This window comes from Pseudomonas sp. FG35 (genome assembly GCF_057809295.1).
In genome coordinates this window covers 1-26,973 of record NZ_JBMDJR010000015.1, presented here as the reverse complement: position 1 = coordinate 26,973, position 26,973 = coordinate 1, and the positions used below count along the sequence as shown (strand labels likewise).

Below are 26,973 nucleotides of genomic sequence, written 5' to 3'. Positions count from 1 at the left end.
GCCTGAACAGAGCCCGCCCGAATGCTCAATGACAAGGAAAGTCCGTTTTCGCTGACCCTGGCCGAGGGTGGGATAAGCCTGCCAGTCCTGCACTTCAGCGGCCACGAAGCGCTGAATCAGCCCTTTCGGTTCGAGATCGAAGTCATGGGCCTGGCGCCCGCCTGGGCACCCGGTAAGTTGCTGCATCAGGCGGCGTTTCTGCATCTGGACGACGACCACGGAGTTCACGGCATCATTCAAAGTGCCAGCTGCGAACACCGCGCAACGCACCGGATCGCTTACCAACTGGTGCTGATGCCGCATCTGCAAGCGCTGGAGCAACATCCCGTACGCCGTGTCTTCACGCAACTGAGCGTGCCGGCCATCCTTGAACAACTGCTCAGCGAACATCACCTGCCAGCCCACAGTTACCGGATCGAGATGACTGTCGGCCATTACCCTCCGCGCCCGTTCTGTATTCAATACGAAGAAACCGACCTGGCCTTTTTGCAACGGCTTTGCGAAGAGGAAGGCATCCACTATCACTTCGAACATCAGCCGGACGGTCATGTGGTGGTGTTCGCCGATGACAGCCTGAGCCTGCCGCAACAACCGACAGCGATGGCTTTCAACACGCAGATTGATGCGCCGGCAACCGGCCTCAGCAGCCTGTTCCAGCGCCATGAGGCGGTGCTGCCTCAAATGCCAGTCGGCGTACGTGAGCGAGGGCAATCGATTACGGGCCACGAGGCCGCCAATCACACGCTGGGCAGTGCCGTCGCCCCACCGGGATTTCTGCCGACTGCGCAGCGTCACGTCGCCCAGCGCAGTCGCCGCCTGCTGGAACGCCAACGCTGCCGGTCACGCTCGATCCACGGCCGCAGCGATTGCCCGCGACTGCTCAGCGGGGGCCTGTTGCAAGTCATGGAGCACCCGGTGAGCGCGTTCAACGAGCAGTGGCTGATCATCGACTTGCGTCATCAGGGCCAGCAACCTTCGATACTCGATCCGGTGCCAACGGTTCGTCGCTATCACAACGACTTTACGGCGCTGCCCTGGTCGACCCCGTTTCGCCCGCCGCCGAAACAAGAGCGTCCGAGCATCCCGGGGTATCAGCCGGCGCAAGTGCTCGGCGTGCCGGGGCAACCGGCGCAAGTGGACGCTCAGGGCCGGATCGTCGTCCGGTTATGGCCCGATCAGCCACACTCCGACGCAAGCGAAGGGCTGTGGTTGCCGGTGGTCATGCCTTTTGTCGGCGGTGGCCTGCCTCGGGAAAATCTGCCCTGCGCCGGCAGCGAGGTCTGGGTGAGTTTTCTCGACAGCGATCCCGACCGACCGATCCTCTGCCTCGACGCTTGTCGGCTCCGCCAGGCACCGCCGACAGAAAACGAACCCGACGACGACCTCCTGCTCGACTGGCTGCTCAACCGTTCCGCCCCGCCAAGCTGACGCTCAAGCCTTGTCGGCCTTGCCCGCCGCCGCTGCGAATTTCGCCAGACGCACGTCAAGGTGCCGGGGCCGCCGACCGTGATCCTCGGCGCGTTCCTTGCGGCGAATGGCGTTGCGCACCATCAGCGAGCCGAGGTAGCGGATCGGCTCCGGCGGAAAGTATCCCAGTGGCCCGTTGACCAGCGGCGATCGCGTCCACGGGCTGTCGAGTCCTTGCACCAGCGAGGCGAGAATCTGCCCGCCCATGTGGCACGGCCCGACGCCGCTGCCGGAATAACCGAAACCGTAGAACACGTTGCCGCTGGCACTCATCTGGCCGAAGAACGGCAATCCGGTGACCGAGCGATCCGAGGGGCCGTTCCAGGTTGCATCGACTTTCACATCCGCGAATGCCGGGAAGAAATCGTCGAGGCTACGTTTTAGCAATCCGGTATAGGGCGATGGCTGGTCGAACACCGGCAGCATCCGCCCGCCATAAGCGAAGGTGTTGCCGCCCTTGCCGAGCATGATCCGGCCGTCCGGGGTGTTGTGGTAGTAGTGCACGAAAATCCGCGAGTCGAGCACGGTGACGCCGCTGGTCAAACCGATTTCCTGCAACAGATCCAGACGCGGTTCGGTGATCAGCATGTCGCTGGAAACGATCGCCACGCTGCGCTCGAACTGCGGGAAAGCGCGGGCCATCCACGCATTCATCGCCAGCACCACGCGGTCGGCGGTCACCCGGCCGTTCGCCGTGTGAAGGCGCGCCGGACGGCCCTCCTCCAGCCCGGTCATCGCCGTGCTTTCGTGAATTCGCACGCCCAACTGCAACGCCACCCGGCGCAAGCCACGCACCAATTTGCCCGGCTGCACACTGGCGGCGGCCGGCGAGAACCAGCCCTCCAGGTGCTTTTCCGAACCGGCCATGCGCTGTACATCGGCGACCGGCCGCTGGGTAAACGAGTTGATGCCATTGCGCTCCAGCGCCGCAATCACCGCGTCGGTGGAGCCGCATTGCGCGCGGTTGGTGGCGGTGTAAAGCGTGCCGTCGAGGCGGTAATCGGCGTCGACGCCGTACTGCTCGCAGAACTCGCCGATGGCGTGGATGCTGCGCTCCGATTCCTTGACCAGCCGCACCGCCTCTTCGACGCCGAACAGCCGCTCCAGGGTGAAATACTTCGCCGACCACGACAGCGCACAACCGCCGTTGCGCCCACTGGCGCCGGCACCGCAAATGTCGGCTTCGATCAGCAACACATCAAGTTCAGGGTTCTGCTGCTTGAGCATGATCGCCGTCCACAACCCGGTGTAACCGCCGCCGACGATGCACACATCGGTGCGCACATCGCCTTGCAGCGGCGGGCAAGATTCGGACGTGTCGAGCTGCAAAGCCTGCTCCAGCCAAAACGGTCTCATGAAAATTCTCCAGTCAGTCGGCCACGACACAGCCTGCCGCGAGTGCCGCAGCAGGCCGCGAGACAAGGGGTTTCAGTTACGCAGGGGTTTGACGGTCAGGGCACGATTGGGCACGTAGGCGCGCGGTTCCATGACGCCGACCGGGCGGCTGTTCCAGTGTGGAATCAGCACCAGCGCCGAGAACAGCGCACAACCGGCGAACACGATGAACACCGTCACCGAGTCGAAGTAACCCGGCAGCAAACCACCGAGCACCGCACCGACCGAGCCGCAGCCGTTGACGAATCCCGCCGCCGTGGCGCCGGCCTTGGCCTTGCCGAAATCGATCGCGGCCGCGCCGCTGATCATTGAGTCCGGGCCGTACAGGGTCAGGCCCATCACGAACAACAATGCGACCACCAGCATCACGCTGCCGGTGTGCAAGGCGCCCATGAACAGCGCAAGGGTCACGGTCAGCGCCAGCAGACTCAACACGCAGGCCGGCATGCGGCGGGCGCCGAACAGTTTGTCCGAGGCCAGGCCGATCATGATCGGACCCAGCAGACCGGCCAGTTCAAACGCCGTGGGAATGATCGCCGCACCAACCTTGCCGACCGAAGGCATCTGTTCGAACACGATCACCGGGCCCCACAGCAGAATCGCGTAACGCGCCGGTTTCAACAGGAAATACGCCAGACCCAACACCAGCACCGTGCGGTTACGCAGGATTTCCTTGAGCGGTTCCCACACGCTGAGTTTGCTGTTGGCTTCGGCTTCCTCGGCACTGATGACCGGTTCCGGTTCCACCGCCGGCAGGCCGACATCTTCCGGTTTGTTGCGCTGAAAGATGAAGAACAACACCGCCACCGCCGCGACCACCGCCGCACTGGAAATGAACGCCGCGTGCCAGGTGCCGACCAGCGTGTACGCCCACCAACCGGCGAACGGCGAGGCCACCAATCCACCGAAGGCGTAGCAGGAACTCCACAACCCGAGCACTCGCCCGCGCTGTTCCGAAGGGAAAAAACTACCGAGGTTCTTGCACAACCCCGACCAACCGGTGGACTGCGCCAGGCCCTGAATCAACATGCAGGTGGCGAAGATCGGCAAGGTCGCAAAACTGCCCATCACCAGCGCTGCCGCAGCGGAAATCAGCAACCCGCCAAGCACCACGACCCGTGGGCCGAAGCGGTCGGCGAGCATGCCCCAGGTGAACTGGCCGATGGCGTAGGCCGCCAGGTAAATCGCGTCGAGGTTGGCCATGGCCATTTTGTCGAGGGTGAAACTCGGGTCTTCGGCGATGCCCAGTTTTGCCACCGAAAAGGCTTTGCGGGTGAAATAGAACGCGGCGTAAGCGAGCCAGGTGACAGCGAAGATCTGCATGCGCCAACGCGCAATGGTGCCGATGTGCTTGTTCATTGTGGTTCTGACCTCAGGGTGTGAGTGTGCCGGCAGAATCGATGAGTAAACGCCTGTGTTTTTTATTGTTGAGCACTGCGATATCACCCCGTCCCTTCGGCGATACCGGTCAGATGAGTCCTGGTGTTGCACGCACAGACTCATGGCCAGCGTCGCTGCCCGACCGGGCAGTCAGCGTTGGCGTAAGCCGATCAAAGCAATTACTGTTTAATAAATACAATCGATTTATCGTATTTCACACATAAGCTCAGCTTGTTACTGGAGTCAGAACATGTCGGTTTCCCACGCCCAGCTCAAAGCCTTTCACGCCGTGGCCGTGCACGGAAGCTTCACCAAGGCCGCCGAGCGGCTTTATCTGACGCAGCCGGCGATTTCCGACCAGGTGCGCAAGCTGGAAGAACGCTTCGGTGTGTTGCTGTTCCATCGCAACAAGCGCTCGGTGCGCCTGACCGATTTGGGCGAACGCTTGCTGGCGATCACCCAGCGTCTGTTTGTGGTCGAGGCCGAAGCCCAGGAGTTGCTGCAGGAATCCCAGGCCTTGCAGACTGGCAGTCTGATACTGGCAGTGGATGCGCCGGTGCATGTGCTGCCGCAGATCGCCCGGTTCTGCGAACGCTACCCGGGGATCAGCGTGAAAATCGAGACCGGCAATACCGATGAATCGCTGTTTCGACTGTTCAACTATCAGGCCGATCTGGCGTTGCTCGGTCGCGATGTCAGCGATGAACGCCTGCTGTGTGTGCCGCTGCGCAACGACCCGATGGTGGCGTTCGTCTCGCGCCATCATCCGTGGGCCGAGCGTGAATCGATCTGTCTGGAAGATCTGGACGACACGCCGCTGGTGCTGCGCGAACACGGCTCGGTGACTCGCCAGACCCTGGAAGAAGAAATGGCCCGGGCTGGTTTCCGCATCCGCCCGGCGATCCAGGTCGAAGGCCGGGAAGCGGCGCGGGAGGCAGTGGTGGTGGGGATTGGCGTGGGTGTGGTGTCGGCGGCGGAGTTTGGTGCGGACTCACGGGTTTGCGCGCTACCGATCACCGATTGCACCCGGCGCTTGACCGAAACGCTGGTGTGCCTGCGCGAGCAGAGCTCGCGGCGGGTGGTGGCGACGTTTCTAGAGATGGTGCGCGAGAGTCTTGTTCAGGCGGGGGCCAATCCGAAGAACGCCTGAATCAACCGCAACTCCCGCCGCCGCTCCACGCAGCCGATCATGTGCCGGTTCACCAGCCCTTCTCCCGCGATGGGAATCGCGACGACACGGGGGTCATGGCTGACCTCCACCGAAGACACCACCCCAACCCCCAGTTCAGCCGCCACCGCCTCGGTCACCGCCTCGCGACTGTCCAGTTCCAGCAACACCCGTGGGCTGACCGACGCTTGCGCACAGGCCTGATCAAACGTGCGCCGGGTAATCGAACTCGGCTCGCGCAAGACCATGATCACCTGATCCAGCTCCTTGAGCCTGACCTCGCCTGCACGTGTCGCCCACGGATGCGCGGCCGGCACCAGCGCGCAGATCCGCGATTCACTCAACGCTTGCAGATGCAGCCCTTTGCGCGGCTCGACCTCGGTCAAGACCGCCACATCGGCATGCTCGGACAACAACGCCGCCAAGGTTTCCTGGGCATTGCCCAACCGCAGATTCACGGTGATCCCCGGATAGCGCGCCCGCAGGCTGGCGAGCATCGGCATGACCATGTGCGGACCGTCCGCCGCCACCTCAAGGCGTCCGGTGAGCAATTGCCGATTGGCCTCGAGCAACGCCTGGGCCTCCTCGGCCATACCGAACATCGCCCGGGTGATCGCTGCCAGTTTGGTGCCCTCTTCCGTCAGCTCGACCCGGCGCGCCGTGCGTCGCAACAGGGTGATCTGGTAATGCTCCTCCAGCGCCTTGATGTGCCCGGTGACCGCGGGCTGGCTGATGAACAGGCGTGCGGCGGCACGGGTGAAGCTGCCCTCCCGGGCCACGGCGTCGAAGGCGCGGAGCTGGAACAGGTTCATGAATAACCCTCACTGATGGCTGGCATAACAACAAACAATTTGATTGATGATCCGGCGAATTGCAACGTAGGCCCCGTAGCTTCATCCCACAGCGCTATCGCGAGGACATACGAATGAGTACTGCCGCACCCATCCTGCTCACTCCCGGCCCGTTGACCACCTCGGCCCGCACCCGCCAGGCGATGATGGTCGACTGGGGTTCATGGGATGACCGCTTCAACCAATTGACCGCCAGCCTGTGCGAACAACTGCTGGCGATTCTCAACGGCGCCGACAGCCATCACTGCGTACCGTTGCAGGGCAGCGGCACCTTCGCCGTCGAAGCCGCGATCGGCACCCTCGTCCCCCGTGACGGCAAGGTCCTGGTGCTGATCAACGGCGCTTACGGCAAGCGTCTGGCGAAAATCTGCGAAGTGCTGGGCCGCTCGTTCAGCACCTTCGAAACCGCTGAAGACGAACCGACCACCGCCGCCGACGTCGACCGCCTGCTGTGTGCCGACAGCGACATTACCCACGTCGCGCTGATCCACTGCGAAACCAGCACCGGCATCCTCAATCCGCTGCCGGAAATCGCTCAGGTTGTAGAGCAGCACGGCAAACGCTTGATCATTGATGCCATGAGCTCGTTCGGCGCGTTGCCGGTGGACGCGCAAAAAGTCCCGTTCGACGCGCTGATTGCCGCCTCCGGCAAATGCCTGGAAGGCGTACCGGGCATGGGCTTCGTGTTCGCCCGCAAGGAATCTCTGGCCGCAGCCGCCGGCAATTCGCATTCGCTGGCGATGGACCTGTTCGACCAGCACAGCTACATGAAAAAAACCGGCCAGTGGCGCTTCACCCCGCCGACCCACGTGGTCGCGGCGCTGCACGAAGCGCTGCTGCAATACAACGAAGAAGGCGGCCTGCCGGCACGGCATGCGCGTTACGCCGCCAACTGCCAGGCGTTGATGGAAGAGATGGGCAAACTCGGCTTGCGCAGCTTCCTGCCCGCCGCGATCCAGGCGCCGATCATCGCAACCTTCCACGCACCGAAAGATCCGCGCTACCAGTTCAAGGACTTCTACGAACGGGTCAAGGCCAAGGGTTACATCCTCTACCCCGGCAAGCTGACCCAGGTCGAAACCTTCCGCGTCGGCTGCATCGGCCACGTCACCCCGGCGCAGATGCGCGAAGCCGTCGCGGCGGTGGGTGAAGTGCTGCGCGAGATGGAAGTGCTCGACATCTGATTCACCCGGCCCGCTCCCTTATTTGAATTGCCTTGCCCACACAGGATTCTGACCAACATGAACTACAACAACCCAACCCAGCTGCAAGCCGCCATCCTCGACTGGGCCGGCACCGTGGTCGACTTCGGTTCTTTCGCACCGACCCAGATCTTCGTTGAAGCCTTCGCCGAGTTCGACGTCCAGGTGTCCATCGAGGAGGCCCGTGGCCCGATGGGCATGGGCAAGTGGGATCACATTCGCACCCTGTGCGATCAGCCGCAGGTTGCCGAGCGCTATCGCAAGGCATTCGGCCGCACCCCGACCGACGATGACGTCACCGCGATCTACAACCGCTTCATGCCGCTGCAGATCGAGAAAATCGCCGAGCATTCGGCGCTGATTCCCGGTGCACTGGAGACCATCGCCAACCTGCGCCAGCAAGGGATCAAGATCGGCTCGTGCTCCGGCTATCCGAAGCAAGTGATGGACAAGGTCGTGGCACTGGCCGCCACCAACGGCTACATCGCCGACCACGTCGTGGCCACCGACGAAGTGCCGAACGGCCGTCCATGGCCGGCGCAGGCGCTGGCCAACGTGATTGCGCTGGGCATCGACGATGTCGCCGCCTGCGTGAAGATCGACGACACCGTGCCGGGGATTCTCGAAGGCCGTCGCGCCGGGATGTGGACCGTGGCGCTGATCTGCTCCGGCAATGCGCTGGGCCTGGATTATGCAGGCTACCGCGCATTGGGCAGCGACGCGCTGGCCAGCGAACGCAAGCGCATTCACGCGCTGTTCGAAGGTTCGCGCCCGCACTACATGATCGACACCATCAGCGATCTGCCGGAAGTGATCGCCGACATCAACAAGCGCCTGGCCAACGGCGAGATGCCGCAAAGCAGCTGATTGCACCCATCTCGACAAACAAAAACGCCAGTGTCTGCCCGACACTGGCGTTTTTTCATGGGTGTTTTCAGTCAAATCGCTGACTCAGCTCAGTGAAAGCTTTTTTAGCCTCGGGCAAACGCGCCAAAGGGGATTACAGTTAAGGCATGCCGTCGCAGAACGGCACGCTTGAGCCCTGAACCGTGAGGAACGCCGTATGCCGTGGACAAATTCCGAATCCCGTTACAGCACCGTGTCGATCCTGTTGCACTGGCTGATGCTGGTGCTGTTGGTACTGGTGTACGCCAGCATGGAATTGCGTGGTCTGTTTCCCAAGGGCAGCGGCGGCCGCACGCTGATCCGCGAAGTGCATTACATGCTTGGGCTGACGGTATTCGTGCTGGTCTGGTTTCGCCTGTTCGCCCGCAGCCTGGGCCCGGCGCCGAAAATCTTCCCGGCCTCGCCACCGTGGCAAACCATCCTCGCACGCTTGATGCACTGGGCCTTGTACCTGTTCATGATCAGCATGCCGATCCTCGGCTGGCTGATCACCAGCGCCGAAGGTCATCAGGTGATGTTCTACGGTTTCGATCTGCCTCTTTTGGTGAGTGAAGACAAGGTGTTCGCCAAAGAGGTTGAGCACTGGCATGTGCTGATCAGCACCATCGGCTACTGGCTGATCGGTCTGCATGCGCTGGCGGGGATCTATCACCATTACGTGGTGCGCGATAACACGTTGCTGCGGATGATGCCCAAGCGCAGCCAGGGTTAGCCGTCAAAGCCGCGCCGCCCCTGCAAGCCGCCGGTGTGGACGAAGATCAAGCGTGAACCCCGAGCAAAGCGGCCCGCCTCGACCTGTTGCTTGAGCGCCAGCAAGGCCTTGCCGGTGTACAGCGGCTCGAGGGGAATGCCGCCGGCCTGTTCGGTTTGCAAAATGAATTCAAGCAGCGCCGGATCGACCTTGGCGAAGCCGCCGCGGCTGGCGTCGATCAACTCATACCCTCCGGTTTCGCCGACAATCGCCTCGACATTGGCCGCGACGCCGTGATCGTCGGGCACGGCCATTGCGCCGTACACCGCATGTTGTCCGGCCACGGCCAACACCAATCCCGCAAGCGTGGTGCCCGTGCCACAGGCCAGCCACCAACCGTGATAGTCGTCCCAGCCGAACTTGCCGAGTTGTTCACTGACTTGATCCTTCAGCGCCGCACAACCCTGCGCACCCGGCAGACCACCGCCCCCTTCGGGCACCGGATGCAGCGTCGGATATTGCTCTCGCCAAGGCTGCCAGAATCCCGGCTCGTGCCGCGCCCGATAACCGCCGTATCCGAGCCAGTTCAGCTGCATGCCGAACTCCTGCAGATCCCTGACCGTCGGCGTGTCCTGCGGATGCCCGCGCAACAGCCCGACCGTCGTGAATCCCAGGCGCTTGCCCGCAGCCGCCAGTGCATGCAGATGATTGGAGTGCGCGCCGCCGAGGCTGATGATGCCTTCGGCACCCGCGCGGTCGGCGGCTTTGAGATGTTCGACGAGTTTGAACCATTTGTTGCCGCTGATCAGCGGATCGATCCGGTCCAGACGCAGGGCCGCCACTTCAATACCGGCGGCGGTGAGCCAGTCCAGATCAAGCGCTTCGAGGGGGGCTTGAGGTAGCCAGTCGGTGGGAGGCAGAAACATGAAGGCCGGCTCTGTGCAAAGAGCCGGCATTCTAGGGTGGATCAGAGCTCGGCGGCCAGACGCGAACCCTGATTGATCGCACGTTTGGCATCCAGCTCGGCCGCCACATCGGCGCCGCCGATCAGGTGCACGTTCTGCCCGGCTTCGACCAGACCGTCGTGCAGCTCGCGCAGCGGATCCTGGCCGGCGCAAATGACGATGTTGTCCACCGGCAGCACTTGCGGTTCGCCGGTTTCGCCGATGCGGATGTGCAGGCCTTCGTCGTCGATCTTCAGGTATTCGACGCTGTTGAGCATCTGCACCTGCTTGTTCTTCAAACCGGTGCGGTGAATCCAGCCGGTGGTCTTGCCCAGGCCGTCGCCGACCTTGGATTTCTTGCGTTGCAGCAGGAACACGTCGCGCGCTGGTGCGTGCGGTGCAGCTTTGATCCCGGCCACGCCACCACGGGCTTCCAGATTCGTGTCGATCCCCCACTCTTTCCAGAACGCAGCGCGATCCTGACTGGTGGCCACACCTTCATGGACGAGGAATTCCGACACGTCGAAACCGATACCGCCGGCGCCGATCACCGCCACACGCTTGCCCACTGGTTTGCGCTCGAGCAGCACATCCAGATAGCTCAGCACTTTGGCGTTCTCGACACCCGGAATCGCCGGCAGACGCGGCGCAATGCCGGTCGCGAGGATGACTTCGTCGTAACCGCCCTCGACCAGTTTTGCCACATCGACGCGGGTGTTCAGGCACACCTCAACGTTGGTGGTCTGCAACTTGCGTTTGAAGTAACGCAGGGTTTCGTAGAACTCTTCCTTGCCCGGCACACGTTTGGCGACATTGAACTGGCCACCGATCTCGCTGGCCGAATCGAACAAGGTCACCTGATGCCCGCGCTCGGCGGCCACGGTGGCGGCGGACAGACCGGCAGGACCGGCACCGACCACGGCGATTTTCTTGATCTGCTTGACCGGCAGGTAATTAAGTTCCGTCTCGTGGCAGGCACGCGGGTTGACCAGGCAGCTGGTGAGCTTGCCGCCAAAGGTGTGATCGAGGCAGGCCTGGTTGCAGCCGATGCAGGTATTGATTTCGTCGGCGCGACCTTCAGCAGCCTTGTTGACGAAGTCCGGGTCGGCGAGGAATGGCCGCGCCATCGAGACCATGTCGGCATCGCCTTCAGCGAGGATCTGCTCGGCGATTTCCGGGGTGTTGATGCGGTTGGTGGTGATCAGCGGAATATTCACCGAACCGCGCAGCTTGGCCGTGACCTTGCTGAACGCCGCACGCGGCACTTTGGTGGCGATGGTCGGGATCCGCGCTTCGTGCCAGCCGATGCCGGTGTTGATGAGGGTCGCGCCGGCCTGCTCGATGGCTTTGGCCAGGGTGACGATTTCTTCCCAGGTGCTGCCACCTTCCACCAGATCGAGCATCGACAGACGGAAGATGATGATGAAGTTCGGGCCCACCGCTTCACGCACCCGGCGAACGATCTCCACCGGCAGGCGCATGCGGTTTTCGTAGCTGCCGCCCCAACGGTCGGTGCGGTGGTTGGTGTGAGCGGCGAGGAACTGGTTAATGAAATAACCTTCCGAGCCCATGATTTCCACGCCGTCGTACTCGGCGGTCTGGGCCAGTACCGAGCAGGTGACGAAATCGCGGATCTGCTTCTCGATGCCTTCCTCGTCCAGCTCTTTGGGCTTGAACGGGTTGATCGGCGCCTGAATGGCGCTCGGCGCGACCTGTTTCGGACTGTAGGCATAACGGCCGGCGTGGAGGATCTGCATGCAGATCTTGCCGCCCGCCTCGTGCACGGCGCGCGTGACGATGCGGTGTTGGAGCGCTTCTTCCTCGGTGGTCAGCTTGGCCGCGCCGGAATACACACCGCCCTCGTCATTCGGACCGATACCGCCGGTGACCATCAGGCCAACGCCGCCACGGGCACGCTCGGCGAAATACGCCGCCATGCGTTCGAAACCGCCCGGTTTCTCTTCAAGGCCAGTGTGCATCGAGCCCATGAGGGTGCGGTTGCGCAACGTGGTGAATCCCAGGTCCAGCGGGGCCAACAGGTGCGGGTATTGAGTGGCGGTCATCGTTAACTCCACAGCGAGCGATCACGGAAAATGCGGGAGCTCTGCGTCCCCCGTCAGTCATGCTCGACAGATTAGGAGTCGCCTCGCTGTCACTCAATGACCGTAACTGACAAGTTATTGATCCAAATGCGCAGCACCCCTTGGCAAGCCGGGGCTGGCGCCCTACCCTGTCCGCACACCCTGTACCCGGTTGTTGTTGGATTTCATGCGCAAACTTCTGTACCTGACTTTTTCCATGGCGCTCATCGCCGCACTCACCTTTTACGCCATGTGGGCGGCTGACCGTCCGCCCGGTCATTACCTGTCGGACCTGCGGATCAAACTCGCGGTCGATCAGGGCACGCCCGCCGACCGTGGCAACCTGCTGGGCATCCAGCCCGAGCTGTTCCCCACCGACTACCAAAGCCCCGAACGCCTGCACCGCAAGCTCGCCGCCTATTTGCAGCAGGCGCAGGATCAGGGGCTGTTGAATGAAAAAACCGTGGTCATCCTGCCGGAGCATGTCGGCACCTGGCTGATGATCAGCGGCGAAAAAGACGAGCTGTACCAGGCCGCCACCCTCGCCGAAGCGATGAACTGGCTGGCAGCGAGCAACCCGGTGCAGTTTGCTCGCGCCTGGCTCACCGCCAAGGGCAGCAGCCGTCTGGATGACGCGCACCTGCGCATGAAGTCCCGGGACATGGCCAAGGACTATCAGGCGCTGTTCGGTGGTTTGGCCAAGGAGTTCCACGTCACTCTGGTGGCCGGCACGATCGTGTTGCCTGAACCGAACATCACCGACGGCCGGCTCAAGGCCGGCAGTGGCGCGCTGTACAACAGCACGGTGGTGTTCGGTCGCGACGGTGCCCCGCTCGGCCAGCCGCAGCGGCAGATGCGTCCGGTCTTCGATCAGGATGACTCCGGCACCCGCGAAGCTTCGCGGATCAATGTGATCGACACCCCGGCCGGACGCCTCGGCGTGTTGATCGGCAACGACAGCTGGTACCCGGACAACTACCGCAAACTTGACGAGCAAGGCGCGCAGCTGATCGCGGTGCCCGCGTTTGTCGTCGGTCATGGCGTGTGGGATCAACCCTGGAAGGGTTACAAAGGCTCGAGCGTGCCGGACTCGGTCAGCCTGAAACCAGGAGCAGTCAGTGTAGGCCAGGCCTGGCACCAACTGACCCTGACCGCGCAACCGCCGGCCAGCAAGGCGCAGGCCGGTATGAGTGTGTTTCTGCGCGGGCAGTTCTGGGACAAGCCGAGCGCCGGGCAAAGTTTCCTCAGTAGCAACGGCCAGCAATTCGCCGACAGCGAAGCCCGTGGCGCGCGCCTGCTGAACCTCTGGTTGTAACCCGTGAAGCCGCTGCCGATGCGTCTCGGGGATCTGTCGGTGGGCTTCGTCCACAGCCTGGCCGATGCCGTGCGCAGCCATGACATCGATCCCCTTCCCTTGCTCGAACAGTACGGCCTGGATGCCGCCCGGCTGGCCGAAGCCGGAGCGCGCCTGTCGATCCCGCGCTACATGCGCCTGGGACATGGCGCGATCCAGCTGACCGGCGATCCGGCATTGGGTTTGCGCATGGGCGGACTCAGCCGATTGAGTCAGGCCGGGCTGGCCGGTGTGACCGCCGCGCAGGCCCCGACCGTGCGCGAAGCCGCTCGCTGCCTGACTCGTTTCGAACCGTTGTACGGTTCCAACTATCGCGGCCAGTCGAGTTTCCACGAAGACGCCAGCGGTGCGTGGCTGCGCTTCTATTCGATCAGCCCGTACAACGCTTACAACCGGTTTGTGGTGGATTCGATCATTGCCGGGTGGCTGCATCAGTTGTCCAGCGTCAGCCCCGAACCCTTGCGCGCCGAGCGGATCGAGATCGAGTTCGACAACCCGGATTATCGCGACGCTTATGCGGTGCTTGGCGAATGCCCGATCCAGTTCGGCGCCGAACACAATCAACTGCGCCTGAGCCTCACCAGCCTGGGCCAACGCAATCCGGAGCATTGCCCCAGCACCTGGAAACATTTGCTCGGTCTGTGTGAACGGGAACTCGAGCAATTGACCCGCACCCGCAGCCTGCGCGAACGCATCACGCAATTGCTCGGGCCGTTGCTCAATGGTGGCCGGGAACCCGACCTGGAAGAAGTGGCGGCACGCCTGAAGCTGCCGACCTGGACGTTACGGCGCAAACTGGCCGAGGAAGGCACGCAGTTTCGCGCGATCCTCAATGACACCCGCCGTGATCTGGCAATGACCTACATCCGCGACACCGAACTGGCATTCGGTGAAATTGCCTACCTGCTGGGCTTTGCCTCGGCAGAAGCTTTCCAGCGCGCATTCAAGCGCTGGAACGGCCAGACACCGGGCGAGTTTCGCCGCAGTCACCGCAAGACAGGCTGACGCCTCACAGCTCGGTGGCGTCTTCCGCAGGCTCTGGTGAATCCAGCTCAAAGGCCTGGAATTCCAGCAGTTCTTCTTGATAGTCATCCATTGCGTAATCCCCCTGACGCTTGCTTGAAATGGCCTGGAACAAATGACCAGCGCCTCGAGCATAAAGTGCCCGTGTGAAGGAAAAATGAAACGCGTCCTTCATGAAATAAACGTAGCAGGCGGTCAGGGATTTATCGCGGGATATTTTTCGACGGGGCTGGCAGGAAGAAGCTCAAGGGAGACAACAAAACGCCACGCGTCCGACAGGAGCCGGAGGCGTGGCGTGAAGTTTACTGCCCGGAGGCAGGCATGGCCGGAATCGGCTCGGAGGGTGGCGGCATGTCCGTCGGGTTGGCCGGCGGCGTGATGGTTTCCGTCGCGGGCGCAGGCTCGGCAACCGGTGCCGGGGTGATCGGCGCGGCTTCGGCAGGCGGTGCTACCGGCTCGGAACTGACCGGGGCCGCTTCTGCAGGCGCTGGCGCCGGTGCCGCAGCGGGCTCGGCGGCCGGCGCTGGGGTCGGTTCAGCCACTGGGGCTGGAGCCAGAGGAGCCGGCGTTGCCTTGGCTTCCGGCACACCCAGGTCAGTCTTGGGCTTTTCGGTGATATGCGCGGCTTTCTTCGCGTCGGCCGGCAGGAACAACTCGACCAGGGTGAAGAAACGCTCGTAGAATTTCTGCGACGACACGGTTTCACTGGCCACTTTCACCATCGAATCGTCAGACGAGCCGATCGGCATCGACACCGAACCCAATACGCCGACACCCAGACTGGCCGAGTTGTTGGTCTTCTTCAGCGCGTAGCGGTCCTGCAAGGCGTTGGCGAACACGGTGGCGTGATGGCCGGCGCTGCCATCATCGGCGCACACCACGTTGAAGCTGATCTCCAGGTGGGTTTCGCCGGTCTGCTGGAAGCTCTTGTGCCCGCTGACCAGTTTCGGGTCATTGCTGGTAATGATGTAGCCCTGGCTGAGTAACGCTCGGCGGGCCGCTTCGCAACTGGCGGTGTCGGTCACCGGGTAATTGCGCGAAAAGGTGCCGGAGTCGTCGAAATTCTCATGCTCGTAGATAGGCTTGTCCTTGGAGCAGCCGGCAGCGGCGGTCAGCAACAACGCCAACCCGATGAAACGCACGGGAATAGAATTCAACATTAAACATCCTGAGGGGAAAACGGTCCGGGGCGTATTGTGCAACAGATCGCTGCCCCGCGGCGTATGGATTAGTGTCTTAAAACAGTTACAACTCTACCGGTCATGGGCGACAGGAAAAAGTCGCGCCGATAAATGATCGATGAACACGCGCAATTTGGCGGTTGCATGCCGGCTTGATGGCCACAGGACCCAGAACTGCCCGACGTGCTCCAGATGCTCATCGAGCACGCGCTGCAGGCGACCCTGCTGCTGCGCCTCGAAGATCATGAAGTCCGGCAGACAAGCGATGCCCATGCCCGCCAGCGCTGCATGCCGCACGGCTTCGATCGACGTACTGACCAGGCGTGTCGGCAAGGTCGGCTCGGGAGCGCCCTCTTCGCGTTTGAACGGCCAGGACTCCAGTTTGCCGGTGGCGTGAAACGTATGGCGCAGGCAGGCGTGCTCCGCCAGATCGGCCGGGGTCAGCGGTTCGCCGCGCTCGCGCAGGTACGCGGGGCTGGCCACCAACACCATATGAAACTCGCCCAACGGTCGTGCCATCAGTCGCGAATCTCGCGGTTTACCCGTCCGAATCACCGCATCGAAACCTTCTTCAACCACATCGACCATGCGATCGGTCAGGTCCAGATCCAGCTCGATCTGCGGATACAGCGCCATGAACTCGTTCATGACCGGCATCACCAGGTCATGCACCTGCGGCAGGCTGACCCGCAACTTGCCGTGAGGCGCCGCTGCGGCATCGCACAGTTCAAATTCCGCCGCCTCCACTTCGGCGAGGATCTTGCGGCAACGTTCAAGAAACAGCGCGCCTTCGCTGGTCAGCGTGATGCTGCGGGTGGTGCGGTGAAACAAGCGCACATTGAGTCGAGCTTCCAGGCGGGCGATGCTTTTGCCAACCGCCGACGAGGACACGCCCTGCAAGCGGCCGGCCTCGGTAAAGCTGCGGGTTTCCGCCACCTGCACAAACACTGAAATACTGCCCAGGCTGTCCATTCATCCCTCCCTGATTCGCGACATTCTTGTCCGAGATGTTCGGAACCCTAAACTGTTTTTCCCGAATGTGCAGCGCCCTACCCTATGGCCTTCGTCTCCTTTGGCAAAATGGAAATCCGCCCATGAACGATGCGCCACTCACTTCCCCCACGCTCGCTGGCACAGTCGAGCCCGCGGAACGATTACCGCTGGGTGCATTGCTTACACTGGCCACCGCCGGGTTCATCACCGTGCTGACCGAGGCAATGCCCGCCGGCCTGCTGCCACAGATGAGCGCGGGGCTTGATGTCTCTCAAGCCCTGATCGGGCAACTGGTCACGCTGTACGCCATTGGTTCGATGCTGGCGGCGATTCCGCTCACCATTGCCACACGGGGCTGGCGTCGGCGCCCGCTGTTGCTGGCGGCCATTAGCGGGTTTGCCATCGCCAACAGCATCACTGCGTTGTCCGAGCTGTACTGGCTGACCCTGATTGCACGCTTGATCGCAGGCGTGTTCGCGGGGCTGCTCTGGGCTTTGCTGGCGGGGTACGCGAGCCGGATGGTCACACCTCACTTGCAAGGCAGGGCGATTACGGTGGCCATGCTCGGGGCGCCGCTTGCGCTGTCGCTGGGCATTCCGGCCGGGACGCTGCTGGGCACGGCAGTCGGCTGGCGCCTGAGCTTCGCGATCATGACCGGGCTGACCGTGCTGCTGGTGATCTGGGTGCGTTGGCAAGTACCGGACTTCGCCGGTGAACGCGCCGGAAAGCGCCTGCCACTGTGTCAGGTGTTTACCTTGCCGGGCGTGCGATCCGTGTTGTTTGTGACTTTGTCCTACGTCGTCGCGCACAACCTTCTGTACACCTATATCGCGCCATTTCTGGAGCCATCGGGACTTGGCGCAGAAATCGACCGGGTGTTGTTGGTGTTTGGCCTGGCATCGGTATTGAGCCTGTGGATTGTCGGCAGCCTGATTGATCGCTGGCTGCGTCAATTGGTTCTGGTCAGTGCCGCGCTGTTCCTGCTGTCGGCGATAGCATTGGGCCTGTGGCGCGAATCGCCGGGTGTGGTCTACACCGCCACCGCCGTCTGGGGTCTCGCGTTCGGCGCGATGCCCTCACTGTTGCAGACGGCCCTGGCGAAAACCGCCAGGGAGGCTGCCGATACCGCGCAATCGATGCTGGTGACCCTGTGGAATGTCGGCATTGCCGGCGGCGGGCTTGCGGGAGGCCTGTTGCTGAACAATCTGGGCGTCGGGAGTTACCCGTGGCTGGTCGCAGGTCTGTTGCTGCTGACTCTGAATGCGACCGTCAATGCCCGAAGTCATGGCTTCCCGAACGCGGGATAACGCGCATAAAAAAGCCCCGGATTTTCATCCGGGGCTCGGGTCTTGCAGCTCAGCCAGGCATCAGAAACGCTTGATGTCGGCTTCGGCTTCCAGCTGCTTGCGGTACGCCGCGAAGTCTTGCTGGCCCACACGTGATGCGAGGAAGCGACGGTACTGCGCTTTCTCTTCATCGGTCGGAGCGGCCGCTTCGTTCACGCCGTTCAGACGCACGATGGTCAGGCTACCATCCGCCAGCGTCACGCTGGTGAAGGTCGGTTTGTCCTTGGCAGCCGGCTTAGGCATGCGGAACAGTGCTTGCAGCACCGCCGGGTCAACGCCTTCCTGAGCGCGGTTCGCCGCTTCAGTGACTTTCCAGCTCTGACCGTCGACCGCTTTGTCCAACGGCGTCTTGCCATCACGCAGACTGGCGATCAGTTGTTCGGCGTGGGTCTTGGCCGCCGCGCTGGCGTGCTCTTTGGTCAACTGGGTGCGAATGGCAGCAGCCACGCTTTCCAGCGGCAATTGAGCAGGCTTGAGGTGCTCCTTGGCGCGCAGCACGATCACGGTTTCCGGATCCAGCTCGATGGCGGTGCTGTTGGCACCCTCTTCCAGCACTTCGGTGCTGAACGCGGCAGTCACTACAGCACGGTTGGCTGCAACGCCTTCGCCACCTTCACGGCCGAACGGCTTGGAGGTGTGCACGGTCAGTTTAAGATCCTGCGCCGGCTGGGCCAGGTCGGAGGCTTCGAACGAAGAGTCTTCCAGTTGCTTGGTCGCCTCGACGAAACGCTGCTCGACTTGCTGGGTTTTCAGCTCGCGGGTCAGCTTGTCTTTCAGGCTGGCCAGCGTCGGCACTTCAGGCGCCTCGACACCCAGCAGCTTGATCAGATGGAAACCGAAGTCGGTGCGAACCGGCTCGGAAACCTGATCCTTGTTCAGCGAATACAGGGCTTTCTCAAAGGCTGGATCGTAAACGCCAGGACCGGCATAACCGAGGTCACCGCCGTTGTTGGCCGAACCCGGATCCTGCGAGAACTCCTTGGCCAGCGCTTCGAATTTCTCGCCCTTGGCCAGACGCGCCTGGACTTCTTCGATCTTCGCCTTGGCCTGGGCCTCGGTGGTCTTGTCGTTGACTTCGATCAGAATGTGCGCCGCACGACGCTGTTCCGACAGGTTGGCGATCTCTTTCTGATACGCCGCCTGCAGGTCTTCGTCCTTGACGGCGACCTGATCGAAGAACGAAGACTTCTTCAATTCCAGGTAATCGATGACCACTTGATCCGGGGTCATGAACTCCTTGGCGTGCTCGTCGTAGTAAGCCTTGACCTCGTCATCGGTCAGCTTCACGGCCGAAGGGTCAGCCTTGATGTTCAGCGTGGCGAAGTCGCGGGTCTGTTTTTCCAGACGGGCGAAGGCCAGCACCTGAGCGTCGGTCACGAAACCGCTGCCCGCCACACCGGCGCGCAGTTGGCCGATCAGCATTTCCTGAGCCAGCATCTGGCGGAACTGCATGCGGCTGTAGCCCAGTTGACGGATCACCTGATCGAAACGGTCGGAGCTGAACTTGCCGTCGACCTGGAATTCAGGCGTCTGCAGGATCACTTGGTCCAGGGCCGCTTCGGAGAAAGCGAATTTCGATTGTTCTGCGCCTTGCAGCAGCAGCTTGCGATCGATCAGACCCTTGAGGGCCGATTCGCGCAGCATTTTTTCGTCCAGCAAGGAAGCGTCGAAGTCCTTGCCCAGTTGTTGCATCAGCTGACGGCGTTGCATATCCACCGCCTGGCTCAGCTCGTTCTGGCTGATTTCTTCACCGTTGACCTTGGCCGCCTCATTCTTGTGAGTCGTGGCCTGGAAAATGGCGTCGAAACCGGTCAGAGCCATCAGTGCAACGATGACTCCGATAATGGTCTTGGCAATCCAGCCTTGTGAATTGTCCCTGATATTCTGCAGCATGCGTCCCCCAGAAACGGTTGAACTTCAAAATTTGGCAACCGTGGAGCGTGGGTAGAATCCGGATAGAAGAAAGGCGCATCCGAGGATGCGCCTTCTCGTAACTGGCGGAGCGGACAGGGCTCGAACCCTCGATCCCGGTGTGACAGGCAACTGTTTCAACTACCTGCTCTACCGCTCCGCTGCCAAGTCAGGCATGACCCCGACCCGGATGGGTAAAATCCTGAATCAAACTTAGTTGACGGCTTCTTTCAGGGCTTTACCGGCTTTGAAACCTGGCTTTTTGGCTGCCGCGATTTCCAGAGTCTTGCCGGTCTGTGGGTTACGACCGATGCGAGCTGGACGATCAGTCACGGAGAAAGTACCGAAACCAACCAGAACAACGGAGTCGCCGGCCTTGAGAGCGCCAGTGACGGATTCGATTACAGCGTCCAGCGCACGGCCAGCAGCAGCTTTCGGGATATCAGCGGATGCAGCGATAGCATCAATCAGTTCCGACTTGTTCACTCTAAGTCCCCTTATATCTATTTGAGTATGATTCTAAGTTTTTTGGTGAAAGCAAAAACGAGTGCTGAATGGCCTACAGACACTTAAGAGCCGCTTTATAACAAGGGCTCTAAAAAGCTGTCAAGGAAGCCCCCCAGGCAAAAGCGTATTAATGCGTGCTAATTCTTTCCTTAGAGTCAGACTCACGTTTTTCGTCCTTGGCAACTATCTCCGGAGCCACATCCGGCAAGGGCTCCGGCGCGTATTGCAGCGCAATTTGCAGGACCTCGTCAATCCATTTAACCGGTTTGATCTGCAGATCCTGCTTGATATTGTCAGGAATCTCCTTCAGATCGCGCACGTTCTCTTCCGGAATAATCACAGTCTTGATTCCGCCACGGTGAGCGGCCAGCAGTTTTTCCTTCAGACCGCCAATGGCAAGAACCTGACCACGCAGGGTGATCTCGCCGGTCATGGCAACATCGGCACGCACAGGAATCCCCGTCAAAGCCGACACCAGCGCAGTACACATGCCTACACCGGCGCTCGGGCCGTCTTTCGGCGTAGCACCTTCCGGCATGTGGATGTGCGTGTCGCGCTTCTCGTGGAAGTCCAGGGGAATGCCCAGGCTCTTGGCACGGCTACGCACCACGGTCAGGGCCGCAGTGATCGATTCGACCATTACGTCACCCAGCGAACCGGTCTTGATCAGTTGACCTTTACCCGGCACCACGGCGGCTTCGATGGTCAGCAGTTCGCCGCCCACCTGAGTCCAGGCCAGGCCGGTCACTTGACCGATCTGATCCTGTTGCTCGGCCAGACCGTAGCGGAACTTGCGAACACCGAGGAAATGCTCCAGCAGATCAGCTGTCACTTTTACCGAGAAGCGTTTTTCCAGCGCGTGCTCTTTGACCGCCTTGCGGCAGACCTTGGCAATCTGCCGCTCGAGGCCACGCACACCGGCTTCGCGGGTGTAGTAACGGATGATGTCGCGGATCGCTTCTTCGTCGAATTCCAGCTCGCCCTTCTTCAGGCCGTTGGCTGCAATCTGCTTCGGCGACAGGTACTTGACCGCAATGTTGATCTTCTCGTCTTCGGTGTAGCCCGGCAGACGGATGACTTCCATCCGGTCCAGCAGCGCCGGCGGAATGTTCATCGAGTTCGAGGTGCACAGGAACATCACATCCGAAAGGTCGTAATCGACTTCCAGATAGTGGTCGTTGAAGTTGTGGTTCTGCTCAGGATCGAGCACTTCCAGCAACGCCGACGCAGGGTCGCCACGCATGTCGCTGCCCATTTTGTCGATTTCATCGAGCAGGAACAGCGGGTTGCGCACACCCACCTTTGTCATCTTTTGAATCAATCTTCCTGGCATCGAACCGATGTAAGTCCGACGGTGACCACGGATTTCAGCTTCATCACGCACGCCACCGAGGGCCATGCGCACGAATTTGCGGTTGGTGGCATGGGCGATCGACTCGGCCAGCGAGGTTTTACCCACGCCTGGAGGACCGACCAGGCACAACACCGGGCCACGGATCTTTTTCACGCGTTTCTGCACGGCAAGGTATTCAAGGATGCGTTCCTTGACCTCTTCCAGGCCGTAGTGATCGGCGTCGAGAATGTCTTCGGCACGGGCCAGGTCCAGACGTACCTTGCTCTGAGCCTTCCACGGCACTTGAACCAGCCAGTCGATGTACGAGCGCACCACGGTGGCTTCGGCGGACATCGGCGACATTTGCTTGAGCTTGTTCAGCTCGGCAGTGGCCTTGGCCAGGGCATCTTTCGGCAGACCGGCAGCGTCGATGCGCTTTTTCAGGTCTTCGATTTCGTTGTGGCCTTCGTCGCTGTCGCCGAGTTCTTTCTGAATGGCCTTCATCTGCTCGTTCAGGTAGTACTCGCGCTGACTGCGCTCCATTTGCTTTTTGACGCGGCCACGAATGCGTTTTTCGACTTGCAGCAGGTCGATCTCGGCGTCCAGCAAGGCCAGAACGTGCTCGACCCGGGCCGACAAATCGATGATTTCGAGGATTTCCTGCTTCTGCTCGATCTTCAGCGCCATGTGCGCGGCCATGGTGTCTACCAGGCGGCCAGGCTCGTCGATGCTGTTGAGCGACGACAGGACTTCAGCCGGGACTTTCTTGCCCAGCTGCACATATTGTTCGAACTGCGACAGCAGGCTGCGCACGAACACTTCGGATTCGCGCTCGGCGGCGTCGACTTCGTCGATCAGCGACACTTCAGCACGGCAGTGGCCATCAACTTCGCTGAAGCGCTCGACAGCACCACGCTGCTCGCCCTCGACCAGAACCTTGACGGTGCCGTCCGGCAGCTTCAGCAACTGCAGAACAGTGGCGATAGTACCTACGCGATAGAGAGCTTCTTCACCGGGATCGTCGTCAGCCGGGTTTCTCTGGGCCAGCAGCAGGATCTGCTTGTCGCCCGTCATCGCAGCCTCGAGGGCTTCGATGGATTTCTCGCGCCCCACGAACAGCGGGATAACCATGTGCGGATACACAACGACATCACGCAATGGCAGGAGAGGCAATTCGATGGTGGTCTTCATGATTTCGCCTCTACGGCGGCCATACGGCCGTAATCAGATGGAATTAAACTTGAAACCAAGATGGGGGCTGACTTGAAAAAAAACAAGCGCAAAGCGGATGTAAAAAACGACATAAAAAAAAAGAGGCCCGAAGGCCCCTTCCTTGTTCCGGCAGCCCGGGCGCTTACGCGTCCGGCGCAGCCTTGGCAGCCGGCTCACTGTTTTCATAGATATACAGTGGCTTGGACTTGCCTTCGATCACACTTTCATCGATCACGACTTTGCTCACCTCGGACTGCGAGGGGATTTCATACATCGTGTCGAGCAGTACACCTTCGAGAATCGAACGCAGGCCACGGGCACCGGTTTTACGCTCCAGGGCACGCTTGGCGACCGACTTCAGCGCGTCGGAACGGAACTCCAGATCTACGCCTTCCATCTCGAACAGCTTGGCATACTGTTTGGTCAGGGCATTTTTCGGCTCGGTGAGAATCTGCATCAAAGCAGCCTCATCCAGCTCGTCCAGCGTCGCAAGAACCGGCAGACGACCGACGAACTCCGGGATCAGACCGAACTTGACCAGATCGTCAGGCTCGACTTCACGCAGGGATTCACCGACTTTCTTGCCCTCTTCCTTGCTGCGCACTTCTGCGTTGAAACCGATGCCACCCTTGGTGGAACGGTTCTGAATGACCTTCTCCAAACCGGAGAATGCGCCACCGCAGATGAACAGAATGTTACGGGTATCAACCTGAAGGAATTCCTGCTGCGGATGCTTGCGGCCACCTTGCGGCGGAACGGAAGCGACCGTGCCTTCGATCAGCTTGAGCAAGGCCTGCTGCACGCCTTCACCGGAAACGTCTCGGGTGATCGACGGGTTGTCGGACTTGCGGGAAATCTTGTCGATTTCGTCGATATAGACAATCCCCATCTGGGCTTTCTCTACATCGTAATCGCACTTCTGCAGCAGCTTCTGAATGATGTTCTCGACGTCTTCACCCACATAACCCGCCTCGGTGAGGGTGGTTGCGTCGGCGATGGTGAACGGAACGTTCAGCAAACGGGCCAGGGTTTCGGCCAGCAGGGTTTTACCAGAGCCTGTCGGGCCGATCAGCAGGATGTTGCTCTTGCCGAGTTCGACGTCGTCAGCCTTTTTGTCACGCTGGTTCAGACGCTTGTAGTGGTTGTACACCGCTACTGCCAGAACCTTCTTGGCACGTTCCTGACCAATTACATACTGATCAAGGATGCCGCTGATTTCTTTAGGCGAAGGCAATTTATGCGCGCTGCTTTCGGCCTGTGCTTCCTGCACCTCCTCGCGGATGATGTCATTGCACAGGTCGACGCACTCGTCGCAGATAAAGACCGAGGGGCCGGCAATCAATTTGCGCACTTCATGCTGGCTTTTGCCACAGAAGGAGCAATAGAGCAGCTTGCCGTTGTCCTCGCCGTTGCGGGTGTCAGTCATTCGTTCGATCCAAATCCGATAGGCTTGCAACACAAGATGAAGGCTATTGCGGGCTTTTTCAAGCCCGCCGCTGATCAGACGCGCCGACCAAGCCTATTTTGAGTTGCTTATTTTAAGCTGGGCGCTGGTTGATCACTTCGTCGATCAGACCGTATTCCTTCGCAGCTTCTGCACTCATGAAGTTGTCGCGGTTGGTGTCGCGCTCGATTTCTTCAAGCGTACGGCCGCTGTGCTTGGCCATCAGCGTGTTGAGACGCTCGCGGATGAAGAGGATTTCCTTGGCATGGATTTCGATGTCCGACGCCTGCCCCTGGAAACCGCCCAGCGGCTGGTGAATCATCACGCGCGAGTTCGGCAGGCAGAAACGCTTGCCAGGTGCACCGGCCGTCAGCAGGAACGCGCCCATGCTGCACGCCTGACCGATACAGGTAGTTGATACGTTTGGCTTGATGAACTGCATGGTGTCGTAGATCGACATGCCCGCTGTCACCGAACCGCCCGGGGAGTTGATATAAAGATGGATGTCCTTGTCCGGGTTTTCCGCTTCAAGGAACAGCAATTGCGCGCAAATCAGGTTGGCCATGTAGTCCTCTACAGGACCCACCAGAAAGATCACTCGTTCCTTAAGAAGACGCGAGTAGATGTCATAGGCGCGCTCGCCACGAGCAGATTGCTCGACAACCATCGGGACCAGGCCGCCGGCGGCCTGGATATCAGAGTTCTGCTGAATATAGGAATTACGGAACATGCTCTGCAGTCACTCCCAAATAGTCATGTCTTGAATACGCATAAGCCAGCTCGAAGGCTGGCTTATGGTGTGTGCTTCTAACGCAAAAACAATCAGTCGGCTTTTGGAGCTTCTACCGGCTTGACCGCTTCTTCGTAAGAGACCGATTTGTCGGTCACGCTAGCTTTCTGCAGAACAGTATCCACAACTTGTTCTTCCAGCACAACCGAACGAACTTCGTTCAGTTGCTGCTCGTTCTTGTAGTACCAGGACACGACCTGCTCAGGCTCTTGGTAAGCCGAAGCCATTTCCTGAATCATTTCGCGAACGCGGGCTTCGTCTGGCTTCAGGTCGAACTGCTTGACCACTTCAGCCACGATCAGACCCAGGACAACGCGACGCTTGGCTTGCTCTTCGAACAGCTCGGCCGGCAGTTGGTCAGGCTTGATGTTGCCACCGAACTGCTGAACAGCCTGCACGCGCAGACGGTCAACTTCGTTGGACAGCAGAGCCTTCGGCACTTCGATCGGGTTGGTGGCCAGCAGACCGTCCATTACCTGATTCTTGACCTTGGATTTGATCGCCTGACGCAGTTCACGCTCCATGTTCTTGCGAACTTCGGTGCGGAAACCGTCGATGCCGCTTTCCTTGATGCCGAATTGAGCGAAGAACTCTTCGTTCAGCTCAGGCAGTTTTGGCTCGGAAACGGTGTTTACAGTCACGGTGAACTCGGCGGTTTTGCCAGCCAGGTCCAGGTTCTGATAGTCCTCTGGGAAGGTCAGGTTCAGAACGCGCTCTTCGCCGGCTTTAGCGCCGACCAGGCCTTCTTCGAAGCCTGGGATCATGCGGCCGGAACCCAGCACCAGCTGAGTGCCCTTGGCGGAACCGCCAGCGAATACTTCGCCATCAACCTTGCCAACGAAATCGATATTCAGCTGGTCTTCGTTCTGGGCAGCGCGATCGGCCACTTCGAAACGGGTGTTCTGCTTGCGCAGGATGTCCAGCATCTTGTCCAGATCGGCGTCAGCCACGTCAGCGCTCAGACGCTCGACGGTGATACCTTCGAAGCCGGCAACGGTGAACTCAGGGAACACTTCGAATACGGCTACGTATTCCAGGTCCTTGCCAGCTTCGAGCGACTTAGGCTCGATCGATGGCGAACCGGCCGGGTTCAGCTTCTGCTCAACCACAGCTTCGTAGAAGGAGGACTGGATCACGTCGCCGATCGCTTCCTGGCGCGCATCAGCACCGAAACGGCGCTTGATTTCGCTCATTGGCACTTTGCCTGGACGGAAGCCAGCAATCTTGGCCTTTTGGGCAGTCTGCTGCAGACGCTTGTTGACCTGAGTCTCGATGCGCTCAGCCGGCACGGTGATGCTCATGCGGCGCTCAAGAGCAGTAGTATTTTCAACAGAAACTTGCATGGATATTCCTCGTTGCACAGACGTTAGCCGGCCGTTTCCGACCCAAGAATCAAGGGCAAGCATTCTAGTAGGTCAAACTCAAGAAGTCACCCTACTGAAAACGGGTAAAAAAACAGCAGGCCATTTGAAGGTGGGGACAAGCGGTTGCGCCTCGCCCTGTTAGCAAATACAGCCAATTCAAGCCAGGGCTCTGCGCCAACCTCTTCTATATATAGAGGCGGTTGAATCATCTCCCTGACAGCCGACCTCGCAAGCAAGGCCGGCGGACAGCGCAGCATCATCGAGCAACATTAATACGACGAAACACCCTGCCCTGCGACCCGAAACCTGCAGCCGCCAAAATCCGAAACCGTAAAACAAAAAAGGCGCCAGACTGTTAAATCTGGCGCCTTTCGGAATATGGGGTGGACGATGGGGATCGAACCCACGACAACGGGAGTCACAATCCCGT

Annotated in this window: 22 protein-coding genes; 8 read left to right on the top strand and 14 right to left on the bottom strand. The window is 60.6% G+C overall.

From position 1 onward, the window contains the following. Positions 1 to 21 precede the first annotated feature (21 nt). Complete coding sequence (locus ACODTD_RS24255) at positions 22 to 1,428, top strand: type VI secretion system Vgr family protein (RefSeq protein ID WP_489105308.1); 1,407 nt, start codon at positions 22 to 24, stop codon at positions 1,426 to 1,428. 3 nt (positions 1,429 to 1,431) lie between these two features. Here ACODTD_RS24255 and ACODTD_RS24250 read toward each other — a convergent pair whose 3' ends face one another. Beyond that, positions 1,432 to 2,829, bottom strand: coding sequence for an FAD-dependent oxidoreductase (locus ACODTD_RS24250; RefSeq protein ID WP_489105321.1), 1,398 nt, complete (start codon positions 2,827 to 2,829; stop codon positions 1,432 to 1,434). 66 nt (positions 2,830 to 2,895) lie between these two features. Further along, the gene (locus tag ACODTD_RS24245; protein WP_489105307.1) at positions 2,896 to 4,221 is read right to left on the bottom strand and encodes an MFS transporter; all 1,326 of its coding nucleotides are present in this window, start codon (positions 4,219 to 4,221) and stop codon (positions 2,896 to 2,898) included. 271 nt (positions 4,222 to 4,492) lie between these two features. Here ACODTD_RS24245 and ACODTD_RS24240 point away from each other — a divergent pair, with 271 nt between their 5' ends. Next, positions 4,493 to 5,392 carry a LysR family transcriptional regulator gene (locus tag ACODTD_RS24240; protein ID WP_273900801.1) on the top strand — a complete coding sequence of 300 codons (900 nt, stop codon included), beginning with the start codon at positions 4,493 to 4,495 and terminating at the stop codon, positions 5,390 to 5,392. On the opposite strand, the gene ACODTD_RS24235 is transcribed toward ACODTD_RS24240, so the two are convergent. Continuing rightward, positions 5,362 to 6,222 carry a LysR substrate-binding domain-containing protein gene (locus ACODTD_RS24235; protein ID WP_489105306.1) on the bottom strand — a complete coding sequence of 287 codons (861 nt, stop codon included), beginning with the start codon at positions 6,220 to 6,222 and terminating at the stop codon, positions 5,362 to 5,364. The genes ACODTD_RS24240 and ACODTD_RS24235 overlap by 31 nt on opposite strands. Before the next feature lie 113 nt (positions 6,223 to 6,335). Between ACODTD_RS24235 and ACODTD_RS24230 the strand changes: the two genes are divergently transcribed. The 3 genes from ACODTD_RS24230 (at position 6,336) to ACODTD_RS24220 (ending at position 9,081) form a co-directional block, all read left to right on the top strand. Further along, positions 6,336 to 7,445: a 2-aminoethylphosphonate--pyruvate transaminase gene (locus tag ACODTD_RS24230; protein ID WP_489105305.1), complete on the top strand. Its 1,110-nt coding sequence runs from the start codon at positions 6,336 to 6,338 to the stop codon at positions 7,443 to 7,445. Between the two features lie 57 nt (positions 7,446 to 7,502). Continuing rightward, positions 7,503 to 8,330, top strand: a complete 828-nt coding sequence (gene phnX, locus ACODTD_RS24225; protein WP_201820057.1) for a phosphonoacetaldehyde hydrolase — start codon at positions 7,503 to 7,505, stop codon at positions 8,328 to 8,330. Between the two features lie 196 nt (positions 8,331 to 8,526). Continuing rightward, positions 8,527 to 9,081, top strand: a complete 555-nt coding sequence (locus ACODTD_RS24220) for a cytochrome b (protein WP_011335028.1) — start codon at positions 8,527 to 8,529, stop codon at positions 9,079 to 9,081. Here the strand turns inward: ACODTD_RS24220 and ACODTD_RS24215 are convergent. Together ACODTD_RS24215 and ACODTD_RS24210 are read right to left on the bottom strand one after the other, a co-directional pair. Beyond that, a complete protein-coding gene (locus ACODTD_RS24215; RefSeq protein WP_489105304.1) occupies positions 9,078 to 9,986 on the bottom strand; it encodes a 1-aminocyclopropane-1-carboxylate deaminase/D-cysteine desulfhydrase in 909 nt (302 codons plus the stop codon). The two genes, ACODTD_RS24220 and ACODTD_RS24215, sit on opposite strands and share 4 nt — an antisense overlap. Positions 9,987 to 10,027: 41 nt before the next feature. Next, entirely contained in the window at positions 10,028 to 12,067 is a 2,040-nt protein-coding gene (locus tag ACODTD_RS24210) for an NADPH-dependent 2,4-dienoyl-CoA reductase (protein WP_285354410.1), read from the bottom strand. Between the two features lie 205 nt (positions 12,068 to 12,272). Here ACODTD_RS24210 and ACODTD_RS24205 point away from each other — a divergent pair, with 205 nt between their 5' ends. Further along, positions 12,273 to 13,400, top strand: a complete 1,128-nt coding sequence (locus tag ACODTD_RS24205) for a nitrilase-related carbon-nitrogen hydrolase (protein ID WP_489105303.1) — start codon at positions 12,273 to 12,275, stop codon at positions 13,398 to 13,400. 3 nt (positions 13,401 to 13,403) lie between these two features. Next, entirely contained in the window at positions 13,404 to 14,444 is a 1,041-nt protein-coding gene (locus tag ACODTD_RS24200; protein ID WP_489105302.1) for an AraC family transcriptional regulator, read from the top strand. A gap of 4 nt (positions 14,445 to 14,448) precedes the next feature. Here ACODTD_RS24200 and ACODTD_RS24195 read toward each other — a convergent pair whose 3' ends face one another. The 3 genes from ACODTD_RS24195 to ACODTD_RS24185 form a co-directional block, all read right to left on the bottom strand. Continuing rightward, positions 14,449 to 14,637, bottom strand: coding sequence for a hypothetical protein (locus ACODTD_RS24195; protein ID WP_146615297.1), 189 nt, complete (start codon positions 14,635 to 14,637; stop codon positions 14,449 to 14,451). A 127-nt stretch (positions 14,638 to 14,764) separates the two neighbouring features. Then, a complete protein-coding gene (locus ACODTD_RS24190; protein WP_011335033.1) occupies positions 14,765 to 15,622 on the bottom strand; it encodes a DUF2242 domain-containing protein in 858 nt (285 codons plus the stop codon). A 93-nt stretch (positions 15,623 to 15,715) separates the two neighbouring features. Then, positions 15,716 to 16,615, bottom strand: coding sequence for a LysR family transcriptional regulator (locus ACODTD_RS24185; RefSeq protein ID WP_489105301.1), 900 nt, complete (start codon positions 16,613 to 16,615; stop codon positions 15,716 to 15,718). A 122-nt stretch (positions 16,616 to 16,737) separates the two neighbouring features. On the opposite strand from ACODTD_RS24185, the gene ACODTD_RS24180 reads away from it, so the two are divergent. Then, positions 16,738 to 17,943 (top strand): MFS transporter, encoded by a 1,206-nt coding sequence (locus ACODTD_RS24180; protein WP_489105300.1) that lies wholly within the window; start codon positions 16,738 to 16,740, stop codon positions 17,941 to 17,943. A 60-nt stretch (positions 17,944 to 18,003) separates the two neighbouring features. On the opposite strand, the gene ACODTD_RS24175 is transcribed toward ACODTD_RS24180, so the two are convergent. The 6 genes from ACODTD_RS24175 to tig all read right to left on the bottom strand — a co-directional run bounded on the left by ACODTD_RS24175 (position 18,004) and on the right by tig (position 26,522). Continuing rightward, positions 18,004 to 19,875 carry a SurA N-terminal domain-containing protein gene (locus ACODTD_RS24175; protein ID WP_011335036.1) on the bottom strand — a complete coding sequence of 624 codons (1,872 nt, stop codon included), beginning with the start codon at positions 19,873 to 19,875 and terminating at the stop codon, positions 18,004 to 18,006. 231 nt (positions 19,876 to 20,106) lie between these two features. Next, positions 20,107 to 20,379: an HU family DNA-binding protein gene (locus ACODTD_RS24170; protein WP_002552737.1), complete on the bottom strand. Its 273-nt coding sequence runs from the start codon at positions 20,377 to 20,379 to the stop codon at positions 20,107 to 20,109. 148 nt (positions 20,380 to 20,527) lie between these two features. After that, positions 20,528 to 22,924, bottom strand: coding sequence for an endopeptidase La (gene lon, locus ACODTD_RS24165; RefSeq protein WP_007951557.1), 2,397 nt, complete (start codon positions 22,922 to 22,924; stop codon positions 20,528 to 20,530). A 163-nt stretch (positions 22,925 to 23,087) separates the two neighbouring features. Beyond that, a complete protein-coding gene (clpX, locus tag ACODTD_RS24160; RefSeq protein WP_007951558.1) occupies positions 23,088 to 24,371 on the bottom strand; it encodes an ATP-dependent Clp protease ATP-binding subunit ClpX in 1,284 nt (427 codons plus the stop codon). Between the two features lie 112 nt (positions 24,372 to 24,483). Further along, positions 24,484 to 25,119: an ATP-dependent Clp endopeptidase proteolytic subunit ClpP gene (gene clpP, locus ACODTD_RS24155; RefSeq protein ID WP_007951559.1), complete on the bottom strand. Its 636-nt coding sequence runs from the start codon at positions 25,117 to 25,119 to the stop codon at positions 24,484 to 24,486. A gap of 92 nt (positions 25,120 to 25,211) precedes the next feature. After that, a complete protein-coding gene (tig, locus tag ACODTD_RS24150) occupies positions 25,212 to 26,522 on the bottom strand; it encodes a trigger factor (RefSeq protein WP_011335037.1) in 1,311 nt (436 codons plus the stop codon). Positions 26,523 to 26,973 lie beyond the last annotated feature (451 nt).

Bases quoted from the DNA above. Each gene is read 5' to 3' on its own strand.
- ACODTD_RS24255 (WP_489105308.1), top strand. From the start codon at position 22: ATGCTCAATGACAAGGAAAGTCCGTTTTCGCTGACCCTGGCCGAGGGT.
- ACODTD_RS24245 (WP_489105307.1), bottom strand. From the start codon at position 4,221: ATGAACAAGCACATCGGCACCATTGCGCGTTGGCGCATGCAGATCTTC.
- ACODTD_RS24240 (WP_273900801.1), top strand. From the start codon at position 4,493: ATGTCGGTTTCCCACGCCCAGCTCAAAGCCTTTCACGCCGTGGCCGTG.
- ACODTD_RS24235 (WP_489105306.1), bottom strand. From the start codon at position 6,222: ATGAACCTGTTCCAGCTCCGCGCCTTCGACGCCGTGGCCCGGGAGGGC.
- ACODTD_RS24230 (WP_489105305.1), top strand. From the start codon at position 6,336: ATGAGTACTGCCGCACCCATCCTGCTCACTCCCGGCCCGTTGACCACC.
- phnX (WP_201820057.1), top strand. From the start codon at position 7,503: ATGAACTACAACAACCCAACCCAGCTGCAAGCCGCCATCCTCGACTGG.
- ACODTD_RS24220 (WP_011335028.1), top strand. From the start codon at position 8,527: ATGCCGTGGACAAATTCCGAATCCCGTTACAGCACCGTGTCGATCCTG.
- ACODTD_RS24215 (WP_489105304.1), bottom strand. From the start codon at position 9,986: ATGTTTCTGCCTCCCACCGACTGGCTACCTCAAGCCCCCCTCGAAGCG.
- ACODTD_RS24210 (WP_285354410.1), bottom strand. From the start codon at position 12,067: ATGACCGCCACTCAATACCCGCACCTGTTGGCCCCGCTGGACCTGGGA.
- ACODTD_RS24205 (WP_489105303.1), top strand. From the start codon at position 12,273: ATGCGCAAACTTCTGTACCTGACTTTTTCCATGGCGCTCATCGCCGCA.
- ACODTD_RS24195 (WP_146615297.1), bottom strand. From the start codon at position 14,637: ATGAAGGACGCGTTTCATTTTTCCTTCACACGGGCACTTTATGCTCGA.
- ACODTD_RS24190 (WP_011335033.1), bottom strand. From the start codon at position 15,622: ATGTTGAATTCTATTCCCGTGCGTTTCATCGGGTTGGCGTTGTTGCTG.
- ACODTD_RS24185 (WP_489105301.1), bottom strand. From the start codon at position 16,615: ATGGACAGCCTGGGCAGTATTTCAGTGTTTGTGCAGGTGGCGGAAACC.
- ACODTD_RS24180 (WP_489105300.1), top strand. From the start codon at position 16,738: ATGAACGATGCGCCACTCACTTCCCCCACGCTCGCTGGCACAGTCGAG.
- ACODTD_RS24175 (WP_011335036.1), bottom strand. From the start codon at position 19,875: ATGCTGCAGAATATCAGGGACAATTCACAAGGCTGGATTGCCAAGACC.
- lon (WP_007951557.1), bottom strand. From the start codon at position 22,924: ATGAAGACCACCATCGAATTGCCTCTCCTGCCATTGCGTGATGTCGTT.
- clpX (WP_007951558.1), bottom strand. From the start codon at position 24,371: ATGACTGACACCCGCAACGGCGAGGACAACGGCAAGCTGCTCTATTGC.
- clpP (WP_007951559.1), bottom strand. From the start codon at position 25,119: ATGTTCCGTAATTCCTATATTCAGCAGAACTCTGATATCCAGGCCGCC.
- tig (WP_011335037.1), bottom strand. From the start codon at position 26,522: ATGCAAGTTTCTGTTGAAAATACTACTGCTCTTGAGCGCCGCATGAGC.